This window comes from Exiguobacterium abrahamii, assembly GCF_015645365.1.
Lineage (GTDB): Bacteria > Bacillota > Bacilli > Exiguobacteriales > Exiguobacteriaceae > Exiguobacterium_A > Exiguobacterium_A abrahamii.
In genome coordinates this window covers 286,520-304,757 of record NZ_JADOYC010000002.1, presented here as the reverse complement: position 1 = coordinate 304,757, position 18,238 = coordinate 286,520, and the positions used below count along the sequence as shown (strand labels likewise).

Here is an 18,238-nt window from a genome sequence, read left to right as displayed (position 1 = left end):
CAGTCCATCAGCCTGAGAACCTATACGGTCTGTCTCAGGAGGGGTGATGGCACACCCCTACCTCAAGGCTCGGACGAAACAGAAATGGATTGAGTCCGCCAAGCACTTGAGAATCCCACCCTCACCAACGGTGTGGGCTTGCGGCTTTAGCCGTGGGAGTGTCAAGATCGTGGATCGTCAGGTCGAACTTTCGGTAAACGCCATGTCATCGCGAACGCAAGAATCGCACAAAGAACGCCACCGATGAAGACGTAACGTAATCCATGTGATAACGCGATTTCTGCCGCATACTGCACATCCTGTCCGAACGTTTTTGCCGTACTCGATTGGAAAAATGGATCAATCGCGTACCCTGAGAGCGTGTCCGACGCTGCAAACGAACGAAGGATGGATAGGTTGAAGATCGTACCGAAGATCGCAACACCGAGCGTCTGTCCCGTCGTACTCAAGAACGAGTTGACGGCCGTCGCTGAGCCACGAAGTGACCAATCGACGGAAGTCTGCAAGACTACCATGAAGACGGGTTGTGAGAGACCAAAACCAATCCCGATCAGCGAAACGGCAAGATAGATGAAAACATCACTTGATTCGCGCGTGATCAACGATAAAATCACTGTACCGACAATCAGCAGTCCCATTCCTGTCATCGTCCGATACCGGGGTGAGGCGACACCAATCGTCCGTCCACCGATAATGGCGGTCAGCGTCCAAAAAAGCGACAGTGGCATCAACATGAAACCAGCTTCGGTCGGACTCTTGCCGAGTACCCCTTGAGCAAAAATCGGAATATACGCTGACATCGAGACGAGTACCCAGGCGGAAAAGAAGACCGCTAAGTTGATCACGAGAATGACCGGATGGCGAATGACTGCTGGTGGTAAGAGTGGATCGCTCGCCTTTTTCTCGACCCGATAGAACGTGAACAATAACACGAAACTAATGAAAAAGCTCGCTAGAATGATCGGACGCAAGAACGTCTCCGACTCACTCCCCGACAATAAACCGTATAGAAACGCACTCATCCCGAGCGCAAACAATAACGCGCCCCGGTAATCGATTTTCCGCTCTGTTTCACGGACCGTCTCTTTGTAGTAAACGACAATCATGAAGAACGACAATAAGGCAAACGGTACGTTTAGTAAGAAAATATACCGCCACGAAAGCGATTCGACGAGGAACCCACCGACGAGTGGTCCAGCGACACCCGAGATCCCCCACACGGCACTGAGCACTCCTTGGATTTTCCCCCGCTCCTCATATGTATACAAATCACCGATGATCGTCATCGCGATTGGTAATACAGCTCCTGCCCCGATACCTTGGACGGCACGGAAGACGATCAACATCTCCATCGATTGAGCGAGTCCACAGGCTAACGACGCGACGGTGAAGACGCCGATCCCGAATAACAGAACCCGTTTTCGACCATATAAATCTGCCATCTTTCCGTAAATCGGTGTTGATACAGCCATGAACAACAAGAACCCGGCAAAGATCCAACTGACTAATTTCGCCCCGTTCAATTCACTCGCCATGACAGGTGTTGCTGTTGCGACGATCGTCCCCTCGATCGCGGCTAAAAACGTCGCGAGCAACAAGGCGACGGTTACTTTTTTCCTCATTTGTTCCACTTCCCCTCTACTGTTCTATCATACTGGTTGGACCAGTGATAAGAAAAGTAAATGCTTACGAAACAGGATTCGCGGGAACGGTATGGAATGGTATACACTAGACTCAGATTCACGATTTCGAATGGAGGAATGTCCTATGTTACGAAAAACGGCACTGATTACCGGTGCATCCGGTGGAATCGGACTCGATCTCGCTGTCCTCGCGGCGCGAGATGGCTTCGATTGTGTACTCGTTGCTCGCAATGAGAAGAAATTGAAGGAGCTTCAACAGGTCCTTGAAAAACGCTATCAGATCAAGGTCTATGTATTCGCTGCTGATCTATCACTAAGCGACAGTATTGATCGTCTCGTGCAGTACTTAGAGGAACAAGAATTGACGGTCGATCTATTGTTCAATAATGCCGGCTTCGCCACGTCGGGACGCTTTGCGGAAATCGATCCAACAGAAGACATTAACTCGATTCAGGTCAATGTCGTCGCCTTGACGGATTTGACGAAACGTCTCTTACCGGGAATGGTCGAACGTGGCTTTGGACGCATCTTGAATGTCGCGTCGGTCGCTGCCTTCATGCCAGGACCATACATGAGTGTCTACTACGCAACGAAAGCCTACGTCCTATCGTTCTCGGAAGCACTTGCGACAGAAGTCGACGGCTCGGGTGTCAGTGTGACTTGTCTCTGCCCGGGACCGACCGATACGAACTTCTTCGATCGAGCGAACATCACGCTACCATTTAAGAGTATGCCGTCACACCTCGTCGCCTTCGCCGGGTACCGTGGTATGCTCAAAGGACGCCGCGTCGTCGTTCCAGGCGCAAGCAACCGCGCCATGGTTTCCTTGTCCCGTCTCTTGCCACGCCGTCTCCTGACAGAAGTGACAGGTCGAATTCAAGATCCTGCTCGCCAGCAAGAATCGTCGATAGAAGAAGAACTCCTGTACGCGAATTCATGAAAAAAACGGAAGGACCAGATAGCTGGTTCTTCCGTTTTTGTATTTATGCCTCGTGATGACGAAAACGCCGCGTTGCATAACGTTTGAAGCGATCAAAGGTCGTCGTATAGCGATACAGATAACGAATGACGAGCGCACCCGTGATCGAGACGATATAGCCCGTCGATAAGACGAGTAACCAGGAGACAATCGCAAGGAACCATGAACTCTCGAACCGTAAATGTTGCCAAAGTAATCCCTCTGATGAGGTAATGAGCATGGCGCTTGGGAAGATGGCGGCAGCAAGTAAGTAACAAGCAGCGTAACGTCCTCTAATCGTACCTTTCATCAACAGAATACTGCCAAACACTAAGCCGATACTCGAGACGATGAGCAACATGACGACATAAGCAAGCGAAATCGACGATCCCAGCATATGCCTTCCCTCCTGTTCGGTATGTTACTATTCTCTACCCCTCTTTTCATCGAATGAATGCATAATTCGTAAAAAAATCGGAAACAATATCCAAATGAAGATCGCGTTACTGAATCCGTGAAGCATATCAAACGTTCCTCCAGCTACAAGCAGTGTCAAAAAAGCTTGCCACGAGAATCCGGTCAATACCAAGAACCCGAGATTGCTCACCCATCCATATAAGAAACCAGCGAGAAATCCATACCCAGTCAAGACGATCCGGTAACGAAGAAACGGAACGAATCCTAGACTGGCAATCGTTGCATACGCCAGCGCTTGAAAGAGTACGAACGGACCGCTTCCGAGAAACAAGCTCGTCAACACGACGACAAGCATCCCAGAAATGGCACCGACGATCGGATGGATGAAGACGGCTACTAACAAGATGAGTGCCGTCGCCGGCTGGACGTTCGGTAAACTGGAGAACAACAATCGTCCGACGATTGCCGCCGCCGTAATGATGGCGATGAACCGTAATCGTTGATCCGTCATCTGGAGTCTCTCAAACATGACTAAAAACAGACAGACAATCAGAACCGTTGCGACGATCATACGAACAACCGACTTTCTTGTAAAAAATCCTTCGTCGGTCCATCAAAAGCAACTTCTCCATGCACGAGATAGATGATCCGCTGTGCTGCCCGAATGAGAACTGGATCATGCGTCGCCATGACGATCAGATTCGTCGGATTCTTCTTCCATGATGCGACGAAAGCCATTCGTGCGCTGTCATCAAGTCCAGCCGTCGGTTCATCAAAGTAATAGCTGTCTTTACTCCAATCGATACCGTCCAAGAGACGTTTTTTTTGCGTCGTAAAACTACCGCTTCGATCGTCTAATGGCGCAAGCATCGGATGCGCTGGTACATAATGCGTCTCCCCTGACCGTCGGACTTTTCCGTATAGCGGTCGCTCGACACCGAGCGCGAGTCGGAGTAACGTCGATTTCCCACTACCATTCGCACCGATGATCGCAATGCGTTCACCTTGATGAAACGACATTTTTTCTGTCACGAGTGCATAGCGTGTCTGTAACGGATAACGGTGTTGGACGTTTTCGATCCGATTCAGGACACGCCCTGTCAGTTCAGTGGCGCGACTCGTGATCGCCAAGTCGGATTGTATCGTCATCGAGCAATGGATCTGACAATCAAACCGTCGTTCGATTTCTTCAAGCAATCCCATCAATCGCTTTCGCCTGACATGATCAAGAAAGAGAAACGGTTCCGACAAGAACAATGCCTTTGGTGACGAAGACAACGCATGACCGAGTCCGACGAGTTGTTGTTCTCCAGATGAGAGTTCACTCGACTCCGCTTCAAAAAAAGCTTCTAGCCCAAGTAAGGTCGCGAGTTCTCCTGCTCGAAACAAGGAATCCGTCGCCAGAAGATCTCGAACACGTCCATGAAGCAACCGCTCCGGTGTCACTACCGGTTGTTCATGTTCGCTCGCCTGTTGACGTAGCCGTTCTTCACGACTTGTGTCGGTATACATGATAGGCATCCCGGATTCCTCCTTTTGTAAATAATAGCGTTATAGGCAAAATTAGCGCCGGAATGATCGCCCATGGTGTCAGACAAAGAGCCAGTCCTGCCGCAAGCATTAAGCCTGTCTGAACATCACGTCGCGTGATCGGTCTTAAGCGAGACGGTACCGCTTCGATCGGTACGATATGATAGGCGGCCATCCGCTCCATTCGAACAGCAAGCGACGCTTTCGGATGACTCATCTTGACTTCGGGCCAAGTCCGTAAGAAAGACGGAATCAGCGCCAGCACCATCCCCGTCAATCGTGTCAATCGAGGTAAGAAGCGAAACAACGGTCCCATCTGATCGAGTCGAACCAACGTAAAAATCCATTGACTCGACGTGATGAATAACGTCACTTGGACCGTCGTTTCATAAATTGCTACTGTGTCGATACTTGCACCATAAAGAAGCGGGACGCACATCATGACCGCATAAAGAGCCGGGAGAACTAAATAACGAAACACAGTCCGTTCTTGAACGAATAAGAACAAGAGCAGATGATAGACGACGATCACTGATTGATCATGTGTGAGGACGAACGGAATCGTAATCATCCCGATGAAAAAGAGAGCGACGTTCACTGGGTGAAGTCGCTCCCGTTCTGGTTTACTCAAAATAAGCCATTGCATCTTTTTCAAATCGCCATTCGAGACGATCTCCTTTTTTCAGTTCATAACTTCCGGCACCGACTTCGCCTGGTTTGCCGTTGACCCCGAAGACCCAGCCACTACCTGCTCCAGCTGATTTCTCTCGAATTCCATCGACTGCCGTGACATATGCCATCTCACCTTTACCTGTTTTGACGACATCGAGCGTCGTATCTTCCAGTGCATCCAGTGCTGTATCTTTTTCGTTCAAGCATACGTCTTTATTAAACAAGGTCTTATCCTTGACGTGATCCACGACCGATACCTTGACTTCCGCCTCGCAAGACGCTGTTTGTTGTTCCTCTTTTGCTTCCGCGCAACCGGCAAGTAACACAATACTTGCAGCAAATAGCCATTTTTTCATCGTACGACTCCTTTTCGCCTTGATGTCTCAAAGCTGTAATTGTATAGCAGAATGGTTTTATCGCGTAAGGATTGACCGTCAGAACGGTAATACGTCAGACGGACCGCATTCGCTAAGACATCGTCCCCTGTATTGACGTACGGAATCAGTTTCCCTTTGTCATCAATCAAGAAGACTGTTGCATCCTGTAGACTAAACGTTTCGTAGAGCCCATCGAGATCCATCTCGACATAGGGTGTTTTAGAATCATGTAAGATTTCATGAATCGAAAGCTTTCGCAACATCTCAAACGATTGATTCGCATCAATCAGTTTCTGGTAATACGACGTCAACGATTTTGTCGTCAACTCTTCACGTGGTCGATAGGAAATCGTTCCTGTCAGCTCCTGGTAACTGACATCGTAACGAATGAAGCGTTTCGGTGTTTCGACGAGCATCTCAAACGAGGCGTTCCGGAGATTCCCGCCCCGATCGAACATCAACTGACTTTGTTCCATCCGCAACCCCTCTTCACCGACACGTCGTTCGATTTGAGAAAGGAAATTGTCGAATGAGTCATCCGTGATCGTCACGCGACCAATCTGTTGAGTTTCTTCCCGCAACATCCCCGCATCAAACGGACCGAGAAAGAGTTGGAACAGGAAGAATAAGAACCCAAAGAGTGCCATGTACCGTTTATAACGCGAGTTCTTTTTCGGGTGCAGGACGATCAGGAAAATGATGATGCCGAGCGGTAACTGAATATCATAGACTGGAAATGACACGGCCCCGAGACACGCATAAAAAATGAACTTCATGTACAAGTATTTTTCTTTTTCCGTCCGACGTTCGAGTAAAAACCCTAATCCGCTAGCAGCCAGTAAAAAGAGTGCCCATAAAATGAGAAAGTCCATCGTCTATCCTTTGACCGGGACGACCCGGTGATCAAACATGAGATGGCTGTTCGCGAATACTTCTCGTGCCTCTTGTTCCAGTACTTCCTCTTGATCGACATAACGAGCGGATACGTGCGTCAATAGAAGCTTTTTCGCTTGTGCCGTTTCTGCAATGACAGCTGCCTGTCGAGCGGTCGAGTGACCGAAGCGTCCCGCATGTTCGACTTCTCGATCGGCAAACGTTGCTTCATGGACTAATACATCAACGTCTCGCGCCAGTTCGATTGAGGCTGCGCACGGCATCGTATCGCCAAGAACGGCTAGTTTGACACCTGGTTTTGGTGACTCTAAAAAGTCGGACGATGGATAGACCGTTCCTTCGAATTCGAAGGTTTCTTCCAGTGTGATTCGGCGATAGATCGGACCGGATGGTACGCCTAATGCCTTCAGTGCATCCACACGCAAGGCGCCCCGCTCTTCTGGTCCTTCGAGTCGGTACCCAAACGCCGGGAAACGATGCTCAAGCGACCGCGTTGTCACGCGAAATCCGTCCTGTTCATAGGTTTGACCGTCTTCGACTTCAACGATCCGAAGTGGATAACGTAGATATGTTCCTGTGATGCGTAATGTCGCGTCCATCCATTCTTTGATCCCGGTTGGTCCATAGATCGTTAGCGGTGTCGTGCCTTCCAGCGCTGCTCGTGTACTAATGAATCCTGGTAATCCAAAGATATGATCCCCATGTAAATGGGTGATGAAGATCGCATTGACTTTCCGTGGTTTGATCGGACTGTGTAAGATTTGATGTTGCGTCGCCTCTCCACAATCGAACAACCAGGTCATTTTGGGGTGTAACAAGGCAATCGATGTGACGTTTCGTTGTTTCGACGGCATACCGGCTCCTGTCCCTAAAAAATAAAATTCCATCTTTTTCCCCTTTTCGTAAAATTAGCATTTTTTATACACAAAATACACCTTTCTTCTGTTGAAGCATGGTAAACTGTACCTATTCAGATTTGGAAGGTGGTTTTTTTCCATGACTAAGATTGAACGGACCTATGCCCGCATCGTCCGGGAAGCCCGCAAACTGAACGAGAGTTATCGGCAAAAATACGGAAAGTCGATTCAAATCGATGAAATCGCTTCGACCTTATTATGTACAGAAGAACTCGTTCTAGAGTCTATGGAATATGTTGATCGTCCTCAAGTAGTTTAATCGTACAATGATAAAGAGTGTACCGCAACGTTGCGGTACACTCTTTTTTGTGTTTCATCAGCTTATTTGTTCGTGATGTAATCGACTAACGTCACGCAAAGTTCCGCTGTTTTGACGAGTTCTTCGATCGGCATCTTCTCATTCGTCGTGTGGATATCTTCATATCCGACAGCCAAGTTGACCGTTGGGATACCAAAACCAGCAATGACGTTGGCATCTGATCCGCCACCAGAATGTAAGAGGCGTGGCGTGCGTCCGAGTTGTGTGATCGCTGCTTTCGCGACTTCGACGACTTGATCTCCATCCTCGAACTTGAAGCCTGGGTACATGACTTTGACTTCAACTTCAGCACGACCACCAAGCTCTGCTGCCGCTTCTTCGAACGCCGCTTTCATCTTCTCTGTCTGTGCTTCCATCTTCGGAGCGACGAGTGACCGTGCTTCCGCGAAGATTTCGACATAATCACAAACGATGTTCGTTGATGGACCACCACCGCTGAAACGTCCGATGTTCGCTGTCGTCTCTTCATCAATCCGACCGAGCGGCATCTTCGCGATCGCTTTCGAAGCAATCGTAATCGCCGAGACACCTTTTTCCGGTGCGACACCAGCATGCGCTGTTTTCCCGAAAATCTTCGCATTGACTTTTGCTTGCGTTGGAGCAGCCGTAATGATGTCTCCGACTTTTCCATCTGAATCAAGTGCAAAACCATAATCGGCATCGATTTTTGATGGATCAAGCACCATCGCACCGACGAGCCCAGATTCTTCACCGACTGTGATGACGAACTGAATTTTCCCGTGCGGTTGTTTCGTTTCATTCAATACATGCACGAGTTCGATCAGAGAAGCGAGACCGGTTTTATCATCTGCTCCAAGAATCGTTGTGCCGTCCGTCTTGACGTAACCGTCCTCGATGATTGGTTTGATGCCTTGTCCCGGAAATACCGTATCCATATGGGAAGTGAAATAAATTTTATCGACGCCTTCTTTTGTTGCCGGAAGTGTGACGATTAAATTGTTTCCTTTATGTTCCGTCTTGGACGAAGCGTCATCCTCGAACACCTCACATCCGAGATCCTCGAACGTTTTTTTCAGGTGAGCACAAATCCGTGCCTCCTCTTTTGATTCCGAATCAATCTGGACAAGTTCTAAAAACGTATCTAATACGCGTTGTTCATTGACCATGACAAAACCCTCCTCTTAGTATGTTTCAATCCATTAGCGCTTTTTTAGTATACCATCCCGATCGTCATTTGCACTTCTGAAAGGTTGTTTGTACAATGGCATTAATCAGTTGATGTAAGAGAGGAGTAGTGGATATGGCAAAACCATCGAAACAACAACGCATCATCAAATGGACGACGATCGGGATTTTAGCAATCTTCCTGATCGGTACGTTCGCTTCGACGATGTTTTATTTCTTTTGATTGACGTAACGTTGTTTTAAACGTAAATACTGCTCCGCTTCTTGTAACATATGCAGTAAGGCAGAGCGGACCTCGAACTCTTCCCGCGTGACGGGTAAGGCAGAGGCACGAAAACGTGTCAATAATGCCTCGAGTTCTGAAATGTACACCATTGCGTCGGCTTCAGGTCGGACATTGTCACCAATCGTCCGAAAGAAGTCGGCGACTTTTTTTCCTTCTTCGACTACGAGAACGAGTTCCTCGGCATGATGGACGATACCGCGCAATAACTCGAATTGTTGTTCGCGCATCCGGAAGTAGGCATAATCTTCATCATCGTTCCGACGACCGATTGCGTTTCCCATCCGTTTTAAGGCGGCATCTTTTCCTTCACGTAACAGACGTTCTGTCTCGTCAAGCGTCAACGCATGATGATTGACTCTCCCTGTCTCAATCGCAGCGGCGACTTCGAAGAATAAGGCAGCGATCCGTTGATCGATCTTTTCTCGTCGGTCGTCAATCAACAAATCGAGACTTGGCATGTACATGTTGACAAGCAATCCGACACCAACACCAATGCCAAGCAATAAGGATTCATTTAACAGGATGTGCGCGTTGAGCTGACGCTCCGTATACAAATGTGTCAGAATGACGACACTCGTGATGAAACCGTCCTGAAGTCGGAGGCGTTGAACGGATGGAAGGAATAAAATGAAATAGATCAATAACGTCACCGGACGATAGCCGATGACCTCGAATAGAATGAATCCGAGCACGATGGCAAGTAATGATGCCATGATGCGTTCGTAAGAAGACCGGAACGTCTTCTTTCGTGTCGACTGGATGCTCAAGATGGCGATGATGGCAGCGAAGACGTAATAGTCGAGCTTGAGTTGTTCTGCGATCCACATCGCGAGCGCAGCAGCGACCGCTGTCTTCAGCGTGCGATAACCGATTTGCAACAGGTTCACCCCCTTTTGTTTTTCTTTGTTAGACTACCTACGTTGGACAGGAATGTCCATTGCTTTTTAAAGGACGTGATTTACTTTGACGACACGCACTATCCGCCCCGGTCGCCCCGTGCGCCGGACCGGTTCGATAAAAGGGTTACTTTTTTTCTTCCTCATCGGAGTTCTCTTGTTCTTTTGGCTCCGCGAGGAACCGAAGACCGTCTTAACCCCACCAGCGCCTTATTCGGCTGAGCGCTATGAAAAAGGTAAAATCAACGAGCAAGAGTTCCAGACGTTCGCCGAGGCGAAGGAATATGCGGGTCAGCGCGGTGCGGTGAAACGTTCATCGGACGACCGCTACGTCTACCTCGGTGGACCAGGTACTGGGATCGTCGACGATCGTGGTATCCTATCGATTCATCGTGACCCTGAGTTAAAGAAACGGCTCACGTACGTCGCTTCCGGCACACGTGTCCAGTTGCTTGAATTCGGGGAACAGACAAGTCGTGTCAGCATCGCCGGCGTGACGGGTCATGTCCCGACGGACCGCTTACGCCCTTTCCCCGCAGAACGTGTCTCGAATGCATCGTATTATCAGACGAAAGGTGATCGTCTCCTTCATTACATCGTCGCGGACAGCGGACTTGGTGGACTGATCGTTGCCGGCGAAGCAACGAAAACGACGCCTCGGACGAGCAAATATGTTGAATCGAAGACATTAACACGTGATTTGACGAAACCGACGCGTCTCAGTGCCAAACAACTCGATGCGTTCATCAAGGAGCAAGCACCGGACAGTCCCTTGATCGGTAAAGGAAAAGTCTTTAAGTCCGTTGAAAAGAAATACCGTGTCAACGCGGCCTATCTGCTTGCACATGCGATTCACGAATCCGATTATGGACGGTCTGAGATTGCCCGCGAGAAAAATAACTTGTTCGGCGTCAATGCGACCGATTCCGCACCGGGAGAAGATGCGACCGTCTATAAATCCTTGACGGACTCGATCGAGCAGACCGGTCGATTCATCGCAAAGGATTATCTTGATCGGGATGGACGTTATTTCCGCGGGGCGTACCTTGGGAACAAACAAAAAGGCATGAACGTCTTTTACGCGTCAGACCCCTTCTGGAGTGAAAAAATCGCTGGTATCATGGTGAAAATGAACGCTTTCTAAATCCGAGATATGATACACTATAGGGCGAGACAACAATCATTGAGGAGTGAACACGTCATGGAAAAAGTTTTAGTATTTGGTCACAAAAATCCTGATACCGATACGATCACATCGGCAATCGCTTATGCAGAATTAAAGAAAGCACTCGGTGTCAATGCCGAAGCCATCCGCCTCGGTGAAATGAATGATGAAACGTTATTCGCACTCGATACGTTCAAAGTTTCAGCACCACGTCTCGTGACAGAAGTCGCGACGGAAGCGTCACACGTCATTTTAGTCGACCACAACGAACGTCAACAAAGTGCGAACGATATCGACGCTGTTACCGTAACAGAAGTCATCGACCATCACCGGATCGCAAACTTCGAGACATCAGACCCTGTTTACTACCGGGCAGAACCGGTCGGCTGTACAGCAACGATCCTGAACAAACTCTACAAAGAGCATGGTGTTGCCATCAAACCAGAAATCGCTGGGTTGATGTTATCAGCGATCATTTCTGACTCGCTCCTGTTCAAATCGCCGACTTGCACGGAGCAAGATATCATCGCAGCACGTGAACTCGCAGAAATCGCTGGTGTCGATGCGAACGTCTACGGTCTTGAGATGCTCAAAGCTGGAGCTGATCTCTCGAAAAAATCCGTTCCTGAATTGATCTCACTTGATGCAAAAGAATTCACGATGGGAACACTCAAAGTCGAAATCGCTCAAGTCAACACGGTCGATACAGCTGAAGTCTTACTTCGCCAAGAAGAACTCGAAACAGCGATCAACGAAGTCATCCTTGCAAAAGGACTTGATCTATTCGTCTTCATCGTCACGGATATCTTGACGAACAACTCAGTCGGACTCGTCCTCGGGAAAGAAGCGAATCTCGTCGAGCGTGCTTACGGTCTTGAAGCGACGAACAACCTTGTTTACCTCGAAGGTGTCGTATCACGTAAGAAACAAGTCGTTCCGGTCTTAACAGATACAGCTCTTGCAACACAATAAGTCAGAAAAAGAAGGAGTTCACTCCTTCTTTTTTGAATAAAGAATATGAATGGCTGTTCATTCATTACATAAAGGAGGAATCAATATGGCACAAACGATCATGGTGACGGGTGGAACGAACGGAATGGGGAAAGCGATGGCGCTCGCCTTAAAGGAAGCCGGCTGGAACGTTGTCGTTACAGGACGCGACGCGGAGCGCCTGCGACTGATGGATGAAGCATTGGATCAGATTCAAGGTGAACATCTGACGATTCAGATGGATGTCCGTGACGCTGACGCTTGTCTGGCAGCAGTCAATCAAGCACGCGAACGGTTCGGTCGTCTCGAGGCATTGATCAACAATGCTGCCGGGAACTTCATCTGCCCGACCGACGAGTTATCACCGAATGGATGGAAGACGGTCATCGATATCGTCCTCAACGGGACATTCAACTGCTGTCACGCTCTGGTCAAAGGATGGCAGGAAGATCAAGTCGTTGGCGGACAAATCGTCAACATCGTTGCGTCTTATGCGTGGCAGGCCGGCGCTGGTGTCGCTCCGAGCGCCGCTGCGAAAGCCGGCGTCCTGAACTTGACGCGGACGCTTGCCGTCGAATGGGGCTATAAATATCAAGCCCGTGTCAACGCGATCAGTCCAGGACCGATCGAACGGACAGGTGGTGCTGATAAACTCGCATTATCACCAGAACACGCGGAACGAATTCGTCGCAACGTCCCGCTCGGTCGATTCGGGACACCGGAAGAAATCGCAACACTTGCAACGTGGATGGTGTCAGATCAAGCCCGCTACTTGAACGGAGAATGTATCGCTCTTGACGGTGGACATTGGTTAAATAAACAACCGTTCTAATGATTGAGATGGAATGACTCAAGAAGTCAGCCTCCACAAAGATAAGAATGACGCGTTTCACGTCACTCCTACAGGAAAAAACACATCTTTGCGTTTCTCTTGAGGAAAGGGTGTGAAAAGACGCGTCATTCTGTTTTTAGGTCAGCCCCTTGCATGCGTCGCGAACTATTTTACTTTCTTTTCGCTATGTTTATGAATTATCTAGAACAGGTAGAAAGGACAAGAAGGAGGCGATCGTATGTGGGAAGCATTCGGTTGGGGAGCGTTAGCAGGTGGTGCCGTTGTCATCGGTGCCCTGTTCGGATTGTACTTACCATTAAAACAACGCCTGATCGGTTACATCATGTCGTTTGGGACCGGGATCTTGATTGGAGCAGCGACGTTCGAGTTACTCGATGAAGCACTAAAGAAGTCAACGACACTCGTCGTCGCGATCTCTTTCATTGTCGGAGCACTCGTCTTTACGGGATTTGACCTATTCGTTTCGTCACGCGGCGCGAGTAAACGGAAACGCTCGTCTGGTGGGAACGAAGGTACGGGAACCGCGATTTTCTTCGGGACGATTCTTGATGCGATCCCGGAATCAATTATGATCGGTGCCAGTCTGTTATCGGGAAATGTCAGCGCGGCACTCGTCGCGGCGATTTTTGTCAGCAACATTCCGGAAGGCTTATCGAGTACGACCGGTTTGCGAAAAGATGGCTTTTCGAAGAATAAAGTATTACTGATGTGGGGAGTCGTCTGGTTGATTTCCGCCCTCGCCTCGCTCGCCGGCTACACGATTCTCGCAGAACTCCCGGACATGCAATTCGCCATGATCGGTGGCTTCGCAAGCGGTGGGATCATTGCGATGCTTGCTTCGACGATGATGCCGGAAGCACACGAAGAAGGCGGCTCGATCGTCGGTCTGTTTGCAGCACTTGGGTTAATTACTGCCATCATCCTTAGTTAAATACAACATAAGGCGCGTTGTCTGGAAAATGAACCGGACAACGCGCCTTACGTGTTTAAATTGATTTACATATTACCTATTTCTCCCGTAGCCCCCTCCCATTCCTGCTTAAAACGATTAACGAACTCTTCCATATAGCGATGTCGCTCCTCTGCTAAATGAAGTGCTGTTTTCGTATTCATTAAATCTTTTAGTCGAAATAACTTTTCTTCAAAATGATTCAGGGCACTCGTCTCTCCCGTTCGGTCACCCGGTTCTCGTGGTGCTAGTCCAGGTACATGCATCGGCTCCCCGAACCGACCAGCGAACTGAAATGTGCGCGCAATCCCGATTGCACCGATCGCATCGAGACGATCAGCATCTTGAACGACTTGCCCTTCGATTGTTTGCATCGGTGGGCGTGTACCGTCTTTATAGGACAGACTCGTGATGATGTCTAGAATCTGTTTCTGTTCTTCTGCCGTCACTTTTCCTTGCAAAAAGGTTGCAACCGTCTCTACCGTTCCCCCGAGTTTACTATCTGCTACATCATGAAGTAGGGCCGCCAGTTCGATGATCTTGACGTTCCCACCTTCTTGTTCGGCAATATGTAACGCTAAACGACGAACCCGTTCAATGTGGGCATAATCATGACCTGAAAAGTCCGTCGCATGAAACGACCGGACAAAGATTTCCGTTTCTTGAATCATTGGCGATCCCTCCATTCTGGTTCAAGTAATCCGTACAGTAACATATCATGCCGCTCTCCGTCTCGTCGTAAAAAGGCACGGTATCTACCTTCCTGAACGAATCCAAGGCGTTCGTACAGCTTAACCGCACGTGTATTATACTCAAAGACCGTCAATTGAATCCGGTACAAATTCAGCTCTAAGAAGGCGTACTCTAGTATCGTCTGTAGCGCATCCGTCGCATATCCTTGCCCTTCACAATCCGGATCGATGCCGATCATCAGCCATGCCGTTCCGTGTGTAAATAGAATATCTTCTAACGCGACGACACCGATCATCCGTTCATCTTCAAAATTGCGAATGGCAAACCGGAACGTCTCCGGTGCATCCGTCGCCATCATCTGTTCAATCTTGTCCATCGATAAGTGACGGTATGGCGTCGCACTGAAATGGCGGGCAAACGTTACATCGTCGAGTAGACGTTGCATCACCTCGGTATCTTCCGATTGAAAACGCGTCAGCCGAGTATGGTGACCTTCAAGCAGTTTTTTCATTCTTATCCCCCCTCTACTAAAAACCGAAAAACGCTAACCCTTTTTCAGAGTTAGCGTACTGTGCTCATAAAACTTTTTCGAGGAATTTTTTCGCCCGGTCCGTCTTCGGATTGTCGAAGAGTTCGACTGGTGAACCTTCTTCCATTAAAATGCCCTCATCGAGGAACAGGACACGATCAGCGACTTCTTTGGCAAAGCCCATCTCGTGGGTGACGATGACCATCGTCATTCCACTTTCCGCCAGTTGTTTCATGACGTCCAGTACTTCGTTGACCATCTCTGGGTCAAGCGCTGACGTCGGTTCATCAAACAACATGACGTTCGGTTCCATCGCAAGAGCGCGTGCGATTGCGACCCGTTGTTTTTGTCCACCTGACAACTGGTTCGGATAATTATCGCGTTTTTCAGCTAGACCGACACGTTCAAGTAATGTCTCTGCCCGCTTGACTGCTTCGTCTTTTGAGATACCGAGGACGTTGATTGGAGCGTACGTCAAGTTATCAAGAACAGACTTATGTGGGAACAAGTTAAATTGTTGGAACACCATGCCGATATTCTGACGTGCTTTTGAGATATTTGCTTTTGGTTTCGTTAGTTCAAAACCATCAACGATGATTGTTCCACTTGTTGGTTGCTCCAGTAAGTTGATACACCGCAAAAATGTTGATTTACCGGATCCCGACGGTCCGATGACAGCGACGACTTCACCGCGTGTAACTGTCGTCGAGATACCTTTTAATACTTCTAATTTTCCGAACTGCTTATGCAAATCGGTGACTTGGATCATAGGTTCCATCTGATTACCCACTCTTTCTCATAGCTTTTTCGACTTGTTGGCCTATCAAGCTCAATCCCATGACGAGAACAAAATATACGAATCCGGCAAACAACAATGGTTCGAAATAAATCGCCTTTTCTCCTCCAACGATTTGCGCACGACGCATGACGTCGAGCACACCGACCGTCGAGACGAGTGCCGATTCCTTCGTCAACGTGATCAATTCGTTCATGATCGCTGGAAGGATGTTTTTAAAGGCTTGTGGCAAAATGATCGAACGAAGTTGTTTGAAATACGAAATACCGAGCGCATCTGCCGCTTCCCACTGCCCACGATCGACAGCCTGAATCCCTGCCCGAATGATTTCCGAGATATACGCTCCGGAGTTCAAGGAGAAGGCGATGATTGCCGATTGGTATCCTGTCGTGACATACCCTGTCAACTGTGGTAATCCAAAGTGGACGATCGCCAGTTGCAAGATCAGTGGGGTTCCCCGGAAAATCGCCGTGTACGCATGACCGATGAAACGGAGGATTCGACTCTTCGTGATTTTCAGTGCCGCGACGACGATTCCGATCAACATCCCGGCAATGGCTGCGACGATGACAACTTGGAACAGGACCGGAATCCCCTCGAGAATATATGGAATTGAATCTTGAATCTTTGTAAAGTCTATCATAATCAATCTCCTAACGTCGCACAAAAGGGATGAGGTTACCCCCACCCCCATGCACTTGACTTATTTTGCTTCTTTTTGGAACCATTCTTCTGCTAATTTATCGATTTCACCACTGTCGATCATCTTCTTCAGCTCTTTGTTGAAATCGTCACGCATCTTATCCCCTTTTTTGAAGGCGATCGCTGAACCAGCTGGACCATCTTCTTTGATTTGATACGTTTTCAATGATGCATCTTGATCCATATATTTGACGGCAACTGCATCCTCGATGATGAGGGCATCAATCCGACCTGTATTCAATTCTTGAATGATTTCCGGAATCTTGTTCAATGGAACCGTTTCACTGTCCTTGTAGCGATCTTTCGCGAGTCCCTCTTGGATCGAACCAAGCTGGACACCGATTTTTTTACCTTTTAGTTCATCTTCTGAACTGATCGCTTTATCCTTCGTCATGACCAAGTTTTTCGATTCGAAGTAAATGTCCGTGAAGTCAGCGTTTTTCTTCCGCTCTTCCGTCGGTGTCATACCCGCCATGACAAAATCGACACGACCTGAGCTGAGCGCACCAAGTAAGCTCCCGAATTCCATGTCTTCGATTTTTAAGTCATACCCGAGATTTTTCGTGACTTCTTTGGCGATCGCAACGTCGAACCCGACGATGTCCTCTCCTTTTTTCGTATCGATGTATTCAAATGGGAAGTAATCCGCTGACGTTCCCATCGTCAATACTTTATCGCTTTTGCTTGATCCACCTGTTGATTCTTCCGACGCGCCACATGCTGCCATCGTGACTGCCAGAATGCCTGCCATTGCCGTTGCTAATAATTTTTTCATTCGAGTTTTCCCCTTCCAACGCTCAATTGTCAGAACTTTAACAATAGTATGACTTATGTGTATGTCCAATTCAATACCGAAAAGCCTGACCTGTTCTATTGCTTTTAGGATATACGAATATTTATTCACTGTAAAGCATAAATATATAAATTTTTTTGACTTTCTATTCATAAATCATGCATAAATGACTTTTTATACAATTTTGCAAACGCTTTCAATTTTGAAATTTATTATTTTAATCTCATGAATGCGCAAAAAAAAGACTCCTTTATCAGGAGCCTTCTTTGCTTATGCGTAGATTTCAATCAATGATTCAAGTTTGTCGACGACCTCTTCTGCCGTGAACGATTCGATGTCGAACCGCTCGACCATCGAGAGGATGTTTCCATCTTGCATTAATGCAAATGATGGAGATGAAGGTGGATAACCTTCGAAGTATTCACGCGCACGGTCTGTCGCTTCACGATCTTGTCCAGCGAATACCGTGACGAAATGATCGGGCTTGATGCCCTCTTTCCGATTAACGTATGCTGCAGCAGGACGGGCGATCCCGCCAGCACATCCACATACTGAATTGACAAGCACAAGTGTTAGCCCTTCGCGTTTCATTGCTTCATCCACGCTCTCTGGCGTCGTTAATTCTTCAAATCCAGCAGCTTGCGCTTCTTTGCGGGCTGTTTGGACGACATCTTCAAAATACATTTGGAAATCCATCGTATTGCCTCCTTTGA

22 protein-coding genes are annotated in these 18,238 nt (G+C 48.3%); 6 read left to right on the top strand and 16 right to left on the bottom strand.

Annotated features, from left to right (window positions below; translation table 11 throughout):
* Window positions 1–161: 161 nt before the first annotated feature.
* A complete protein-coding gene (locus ITJ88_RS11250) occupies window positions 162–1,622 on the bottom strand; it encodes an MDR family MFS transporter (RefSeq protein ID WP_195865706.1) in 1,461 nt (486 codons plus the stop codon).
* Between the two features lie 145 nt (window positions 1,623–1,767).
* Here ITJ88_RS11250 and ITJ88_RS11245 point away from each other — a divergent pair, with 145 nt between their 5' ends.
* Complete coding sequence (locus ITJ88_RS11245) at window positions 1,768–2,583, top strand: SDR family NAD(P)-dependent oxidoreductase (RefSeq protein WP_195865705.1); 816 nt, start codon at window positions 1,768–1,770, stop codon at window positions 2,581–2,583.
* A gap of 43 nt (window positions 2,584–2,626) precedes the next feature.
* On the opposite strand, the gene ITJ88_RS11240 is transcribed toward ITJ88_RS11245, so the two are convergent.
* From ITJ88_RS11240 to rnz, 7 genes are read right to left on the bottom strand one after another with little or no spacing between them, the layout of a single operon-like run.
* The gene (locus ITJ88_RS11240) at window positions 2,627–2,998 is read right to left on the bottom strand and encodes a hypothetical protein (RefSeq protein WP_195865704.1); all 372 of its coding nucleotides are present in this window, start codon (window positions 2,996–2,998) and stop codon (window positions 2,627–2,629) included.
* A 27-nt stretch (window positions 2,999–3,025) separates the two neighbouring features.
* Window positions 3,026–3,589 carry an ECF transporter S component gene (locus ITJ88_RS11235; protein WP_195865703.1) on the bottom strand — a complete coding sequence of 188 codons (564 nt, stop codon included), beginning with the start codon at window positions 3,587–3,589 and terminating at the stop codon, window positions 3,026–3,028.
* The gene (locus ITJ88_RS11230; RefSeq protein WP_230088817.1) at window positions 3,586–4,539 is read right to left on the bottom strand and encodes an ATP-binding cassette domain-containing protein; all 954 of its coding nucleotides are present in this window, start codon (window positions 4,537–4,539) and stop codon (window positions 3,586–3,588) included. The genes ITJ88_RS11235 and ITJ88_RS11230 overlap by 4 nt, the downstream gene beginning before the upstream one ends.
* Window positions 4,508–5,194 carry a hypothetical protein gene (locus ITJ88_RS11225; protein ID WP_195865702.1) on the bottom strand — a complete coding sequence of 229 codons (687 nt, stop codon included), beginning with the start codon at window positions 5,192–5,194 and terminating at the stop codon, window positions 4,508–4,510. Before ITJ88_RS11225 ends, ITJ88_RS11230 begins: the two co-directional genes overlap by 32 nt.
* Entirely contained in the window at window positions 5,172–5,576 is a 405-nt protein-coding gene (locus ITJ88_RS11220) for a DUF4430 domain-containing protein (protein WP_087679903.1), read from the bottom strand. The genes ITJ88_RS11225 and ITJ88_RS11220 overlap by 23 nt, the downstream gene beginning before the upstream one ends.
* Window positions 5,573–6,469 carry a hypothetical protein gene (locus tag ITJ88_RS11215; protein ID WP_195865701.1) on the bottom strand — a complete coding sequence of 299 codons (897 nt, stop codon included), beginning with the start codon at window positions 6,467–6,469 and terminating at the stop codon, window positions 5,573–5,575. Before ITJ88_RS11215 ends, ITJ88_RS11220 begins: the two co-directional genes overlap by 4 nt.
* 3 nt (window positions 6,470–6,472) lie before the next feature.
* Window positions 6,473–7,378, bottom strand: coding sequence for a ribonuclease Z (gene rnz / locus ITJ88_RS11210; protein WP_195865700.1), 906 nt, complete (start codon window positions 7,376–7,378; stop codon window positions 6,473–6,475).
* A gap of 109 nt (window positions 7,379–7,487) precedes the next feature.
* Between rnz and ITJ88_RS11205 the strand changes: the two genes are divergently transcribed.
* Complete coding sequence (locus ITJ88_RS11205) at window positions 7,488–7,667, top strand: hypothetical protein (RefSeq protein WP_023467629.1); 180 nt, start codon at window positions 7,488–7,490, stop codon at window positions 7,665–7,667.
* A 62-nt stretch (window positions 7,668–7,729) separates the two neighbouring features.
* Here ITJ88_RS11205 and ITJ88_RS11200 read toward each other — a convergent pair whose 3' ends face one another.
* Both ITJ88_RS11200 and ITJ88_RS11195 read right to left on the bottom strand, forming a co-directional pair.
* Window positions 7,730–8,854, bottom strand: coding sequence for a M20/M25/M40 family metallo-hydrolase (locus ITJ88_RS11200; protein WP_023467628.1), 1,125 nt, complete (start codon window positions 8,852–8,854; stop codon window positions 7,730–7,732).
* 229 nt (window positions 8,855–9,083) lie between these two features.
* Window positions 9,084–10,046, bottom strand: coding sequence for an aromatic acid exporter family protein (locus ITJ88_RS11195; protein ID WP_235147627.1), 963 nt, complete (start codon window positions 10,044–10,046; stop codon window positions 9,084–9,086).
* A 76-nt stretch (window positions 10,047–10,122) separates the two neighbouring features.
* Between ITJ88_RS11195 and ITJ88_RS11190 the strand changes: the two genes are divergently transcribed.
* The 4 genes from ITJ88_RS11190 to ITJ88_RS11175 all read left to right on the top strand — a co-directional run bounded on the left by ITJ88_RS11190 (window position 10,123) and on the right by ITJ88_RS11175 (window position 13,994).
* The gene (locus ITJ88_RS11190) at window positions 10,123–11,199 is read left to right on the top strand and encodes an N-acetylglucosaminidase (protein WP_195865699.1); all 1,077 of its coding nucleotides are present in this window, start codon (window positions 10,123–10,125) and stop codon (window positions 11,197–11,199) included.
* Between the two features lie 57 nt (window positions 11,200–11,256).
* On the top strand, window positions 11,257–12,192 hold the full coding sequence (locus tag ITJ88_RS11185) for a manganese-dependent inorganic pyrophosphatase (RefSeq protein ID WP_023467624.1): 936 nt from the start codon (window positions 11,257–11,259) through the stop codon (window positions 12,190–12,192).
* A gap of 85 nt (window positions 12,193–12,277) precedes the next feature.
* Window positions 12,278–13,042, top strand: coding sequence for a 2,4-dienoyl-CoA reductase (fadH, locus tag ITJ88_RS11180; protein ID WP_195865698.1), 765 nt, complete (start codon window positions 12,278–12,280; stop codon window positions 13,040–13,042).
* A 238-nt stretch (window positions 13,043–13,280) separates the two neighbouring features.
* Complete coding sequence (locus ITJ88_RS11175) at window positions 13,281–13,994, top strand: ZIP family metal transporter (RefSeq protein WP_195865697.1); 714 nt, start codon at window positions 13,281–13,283, stop codon at window positions 13,992–13,994.
* A gap of 65 nt (window positions 13,995–14,059) precedes the next feature.
* On the opposite strand, the gene ITJ88_RS11170 is transcribed toward ITJ88_RS11175, so the two are convergent.
* The 6 genes from ITJ88_RS11170 to ITJ88_RS11145 all read right to left on the bottom strand — a co-directional run bounded on the left by ITJ88_RS11170 (window position 14,060) and on the right by ITJ88_RS11145 (window position 18,221).
* Window positions 14,060–14,698, bottom strand: a complete 639-nt coding sequence (locus tag ITJ88_RS11170; protein WP_195865696.1) for an HD domain-containing protein — start codon at window positions 14,696–14,698, stop codon at window positions 14,060–14,062.
* Complete coding sequence (locus ITJ88_RS11165; protein WP_195865695.1) at window positions 14,680–15,216, bottom strand: GNAT family N-acetyltransferase; 537 nt, start codon at window positions 15,214–15,216, stop codon at window positions 14,680–14,682. Before ITJ88_RS11165 ends, ITJ88_RS11170 begins: the two co-directional genes overlap by 19 nt.
* 64 nt (window positions 15,217–15,280) lie before the next feature.
* Window positions 15,281–16,003: an amino acid ABC transporter ATP-binding protein gene (locus ITJ88_RS11160; protein ID WP_041255311.1), complete on the bottom strand. Its 723-nt coding sequence runs from the start codon at window positions 16,001–16,003 to the stop codon at window positions 15,281–15,283.
* 13 nt (window positions 16,004–16,016) lie between these two features.
* Window positions 16,017–16,676, bottom strand: a complete 660-nt coding sequence (locus ITJ88_RS11155) for an amino acid ABC transporter permease (protein WP_035409731.1) — start codon at window positions 16,674–16,676, stop codon at window positions 16,017–16,019.
* A 57-nt stretch (window positions 16,677–16,733) separates the two neighbouring features.
* Complete coding sequence (locus ITJ88_RS11150; protein ID WP_195865694.1) at window positions 16,734–17,507, bottom strand: transporter substrate-binding domain-containing protein; 774 nt, start codon at window positions 17,505–17,507, stop codon at window positions 16,734–16,736.
* A gap of 288 nt (window positions 17,508–17,795) precedes the next feature.
* Window positions 17,796–18,221, bottom strand: coding sequence for a BrxA/BrxB family bacilliredoxin (locus tag ITJ88_RS11145; RefSeq protein WP_064300267.1), 426 nt, complete (start codon window positions 18,219–18,221; stop codon window positions 17,796–17,798).
* Window positions 18,222–18,238: the final 17 nt, after the last annotated feature.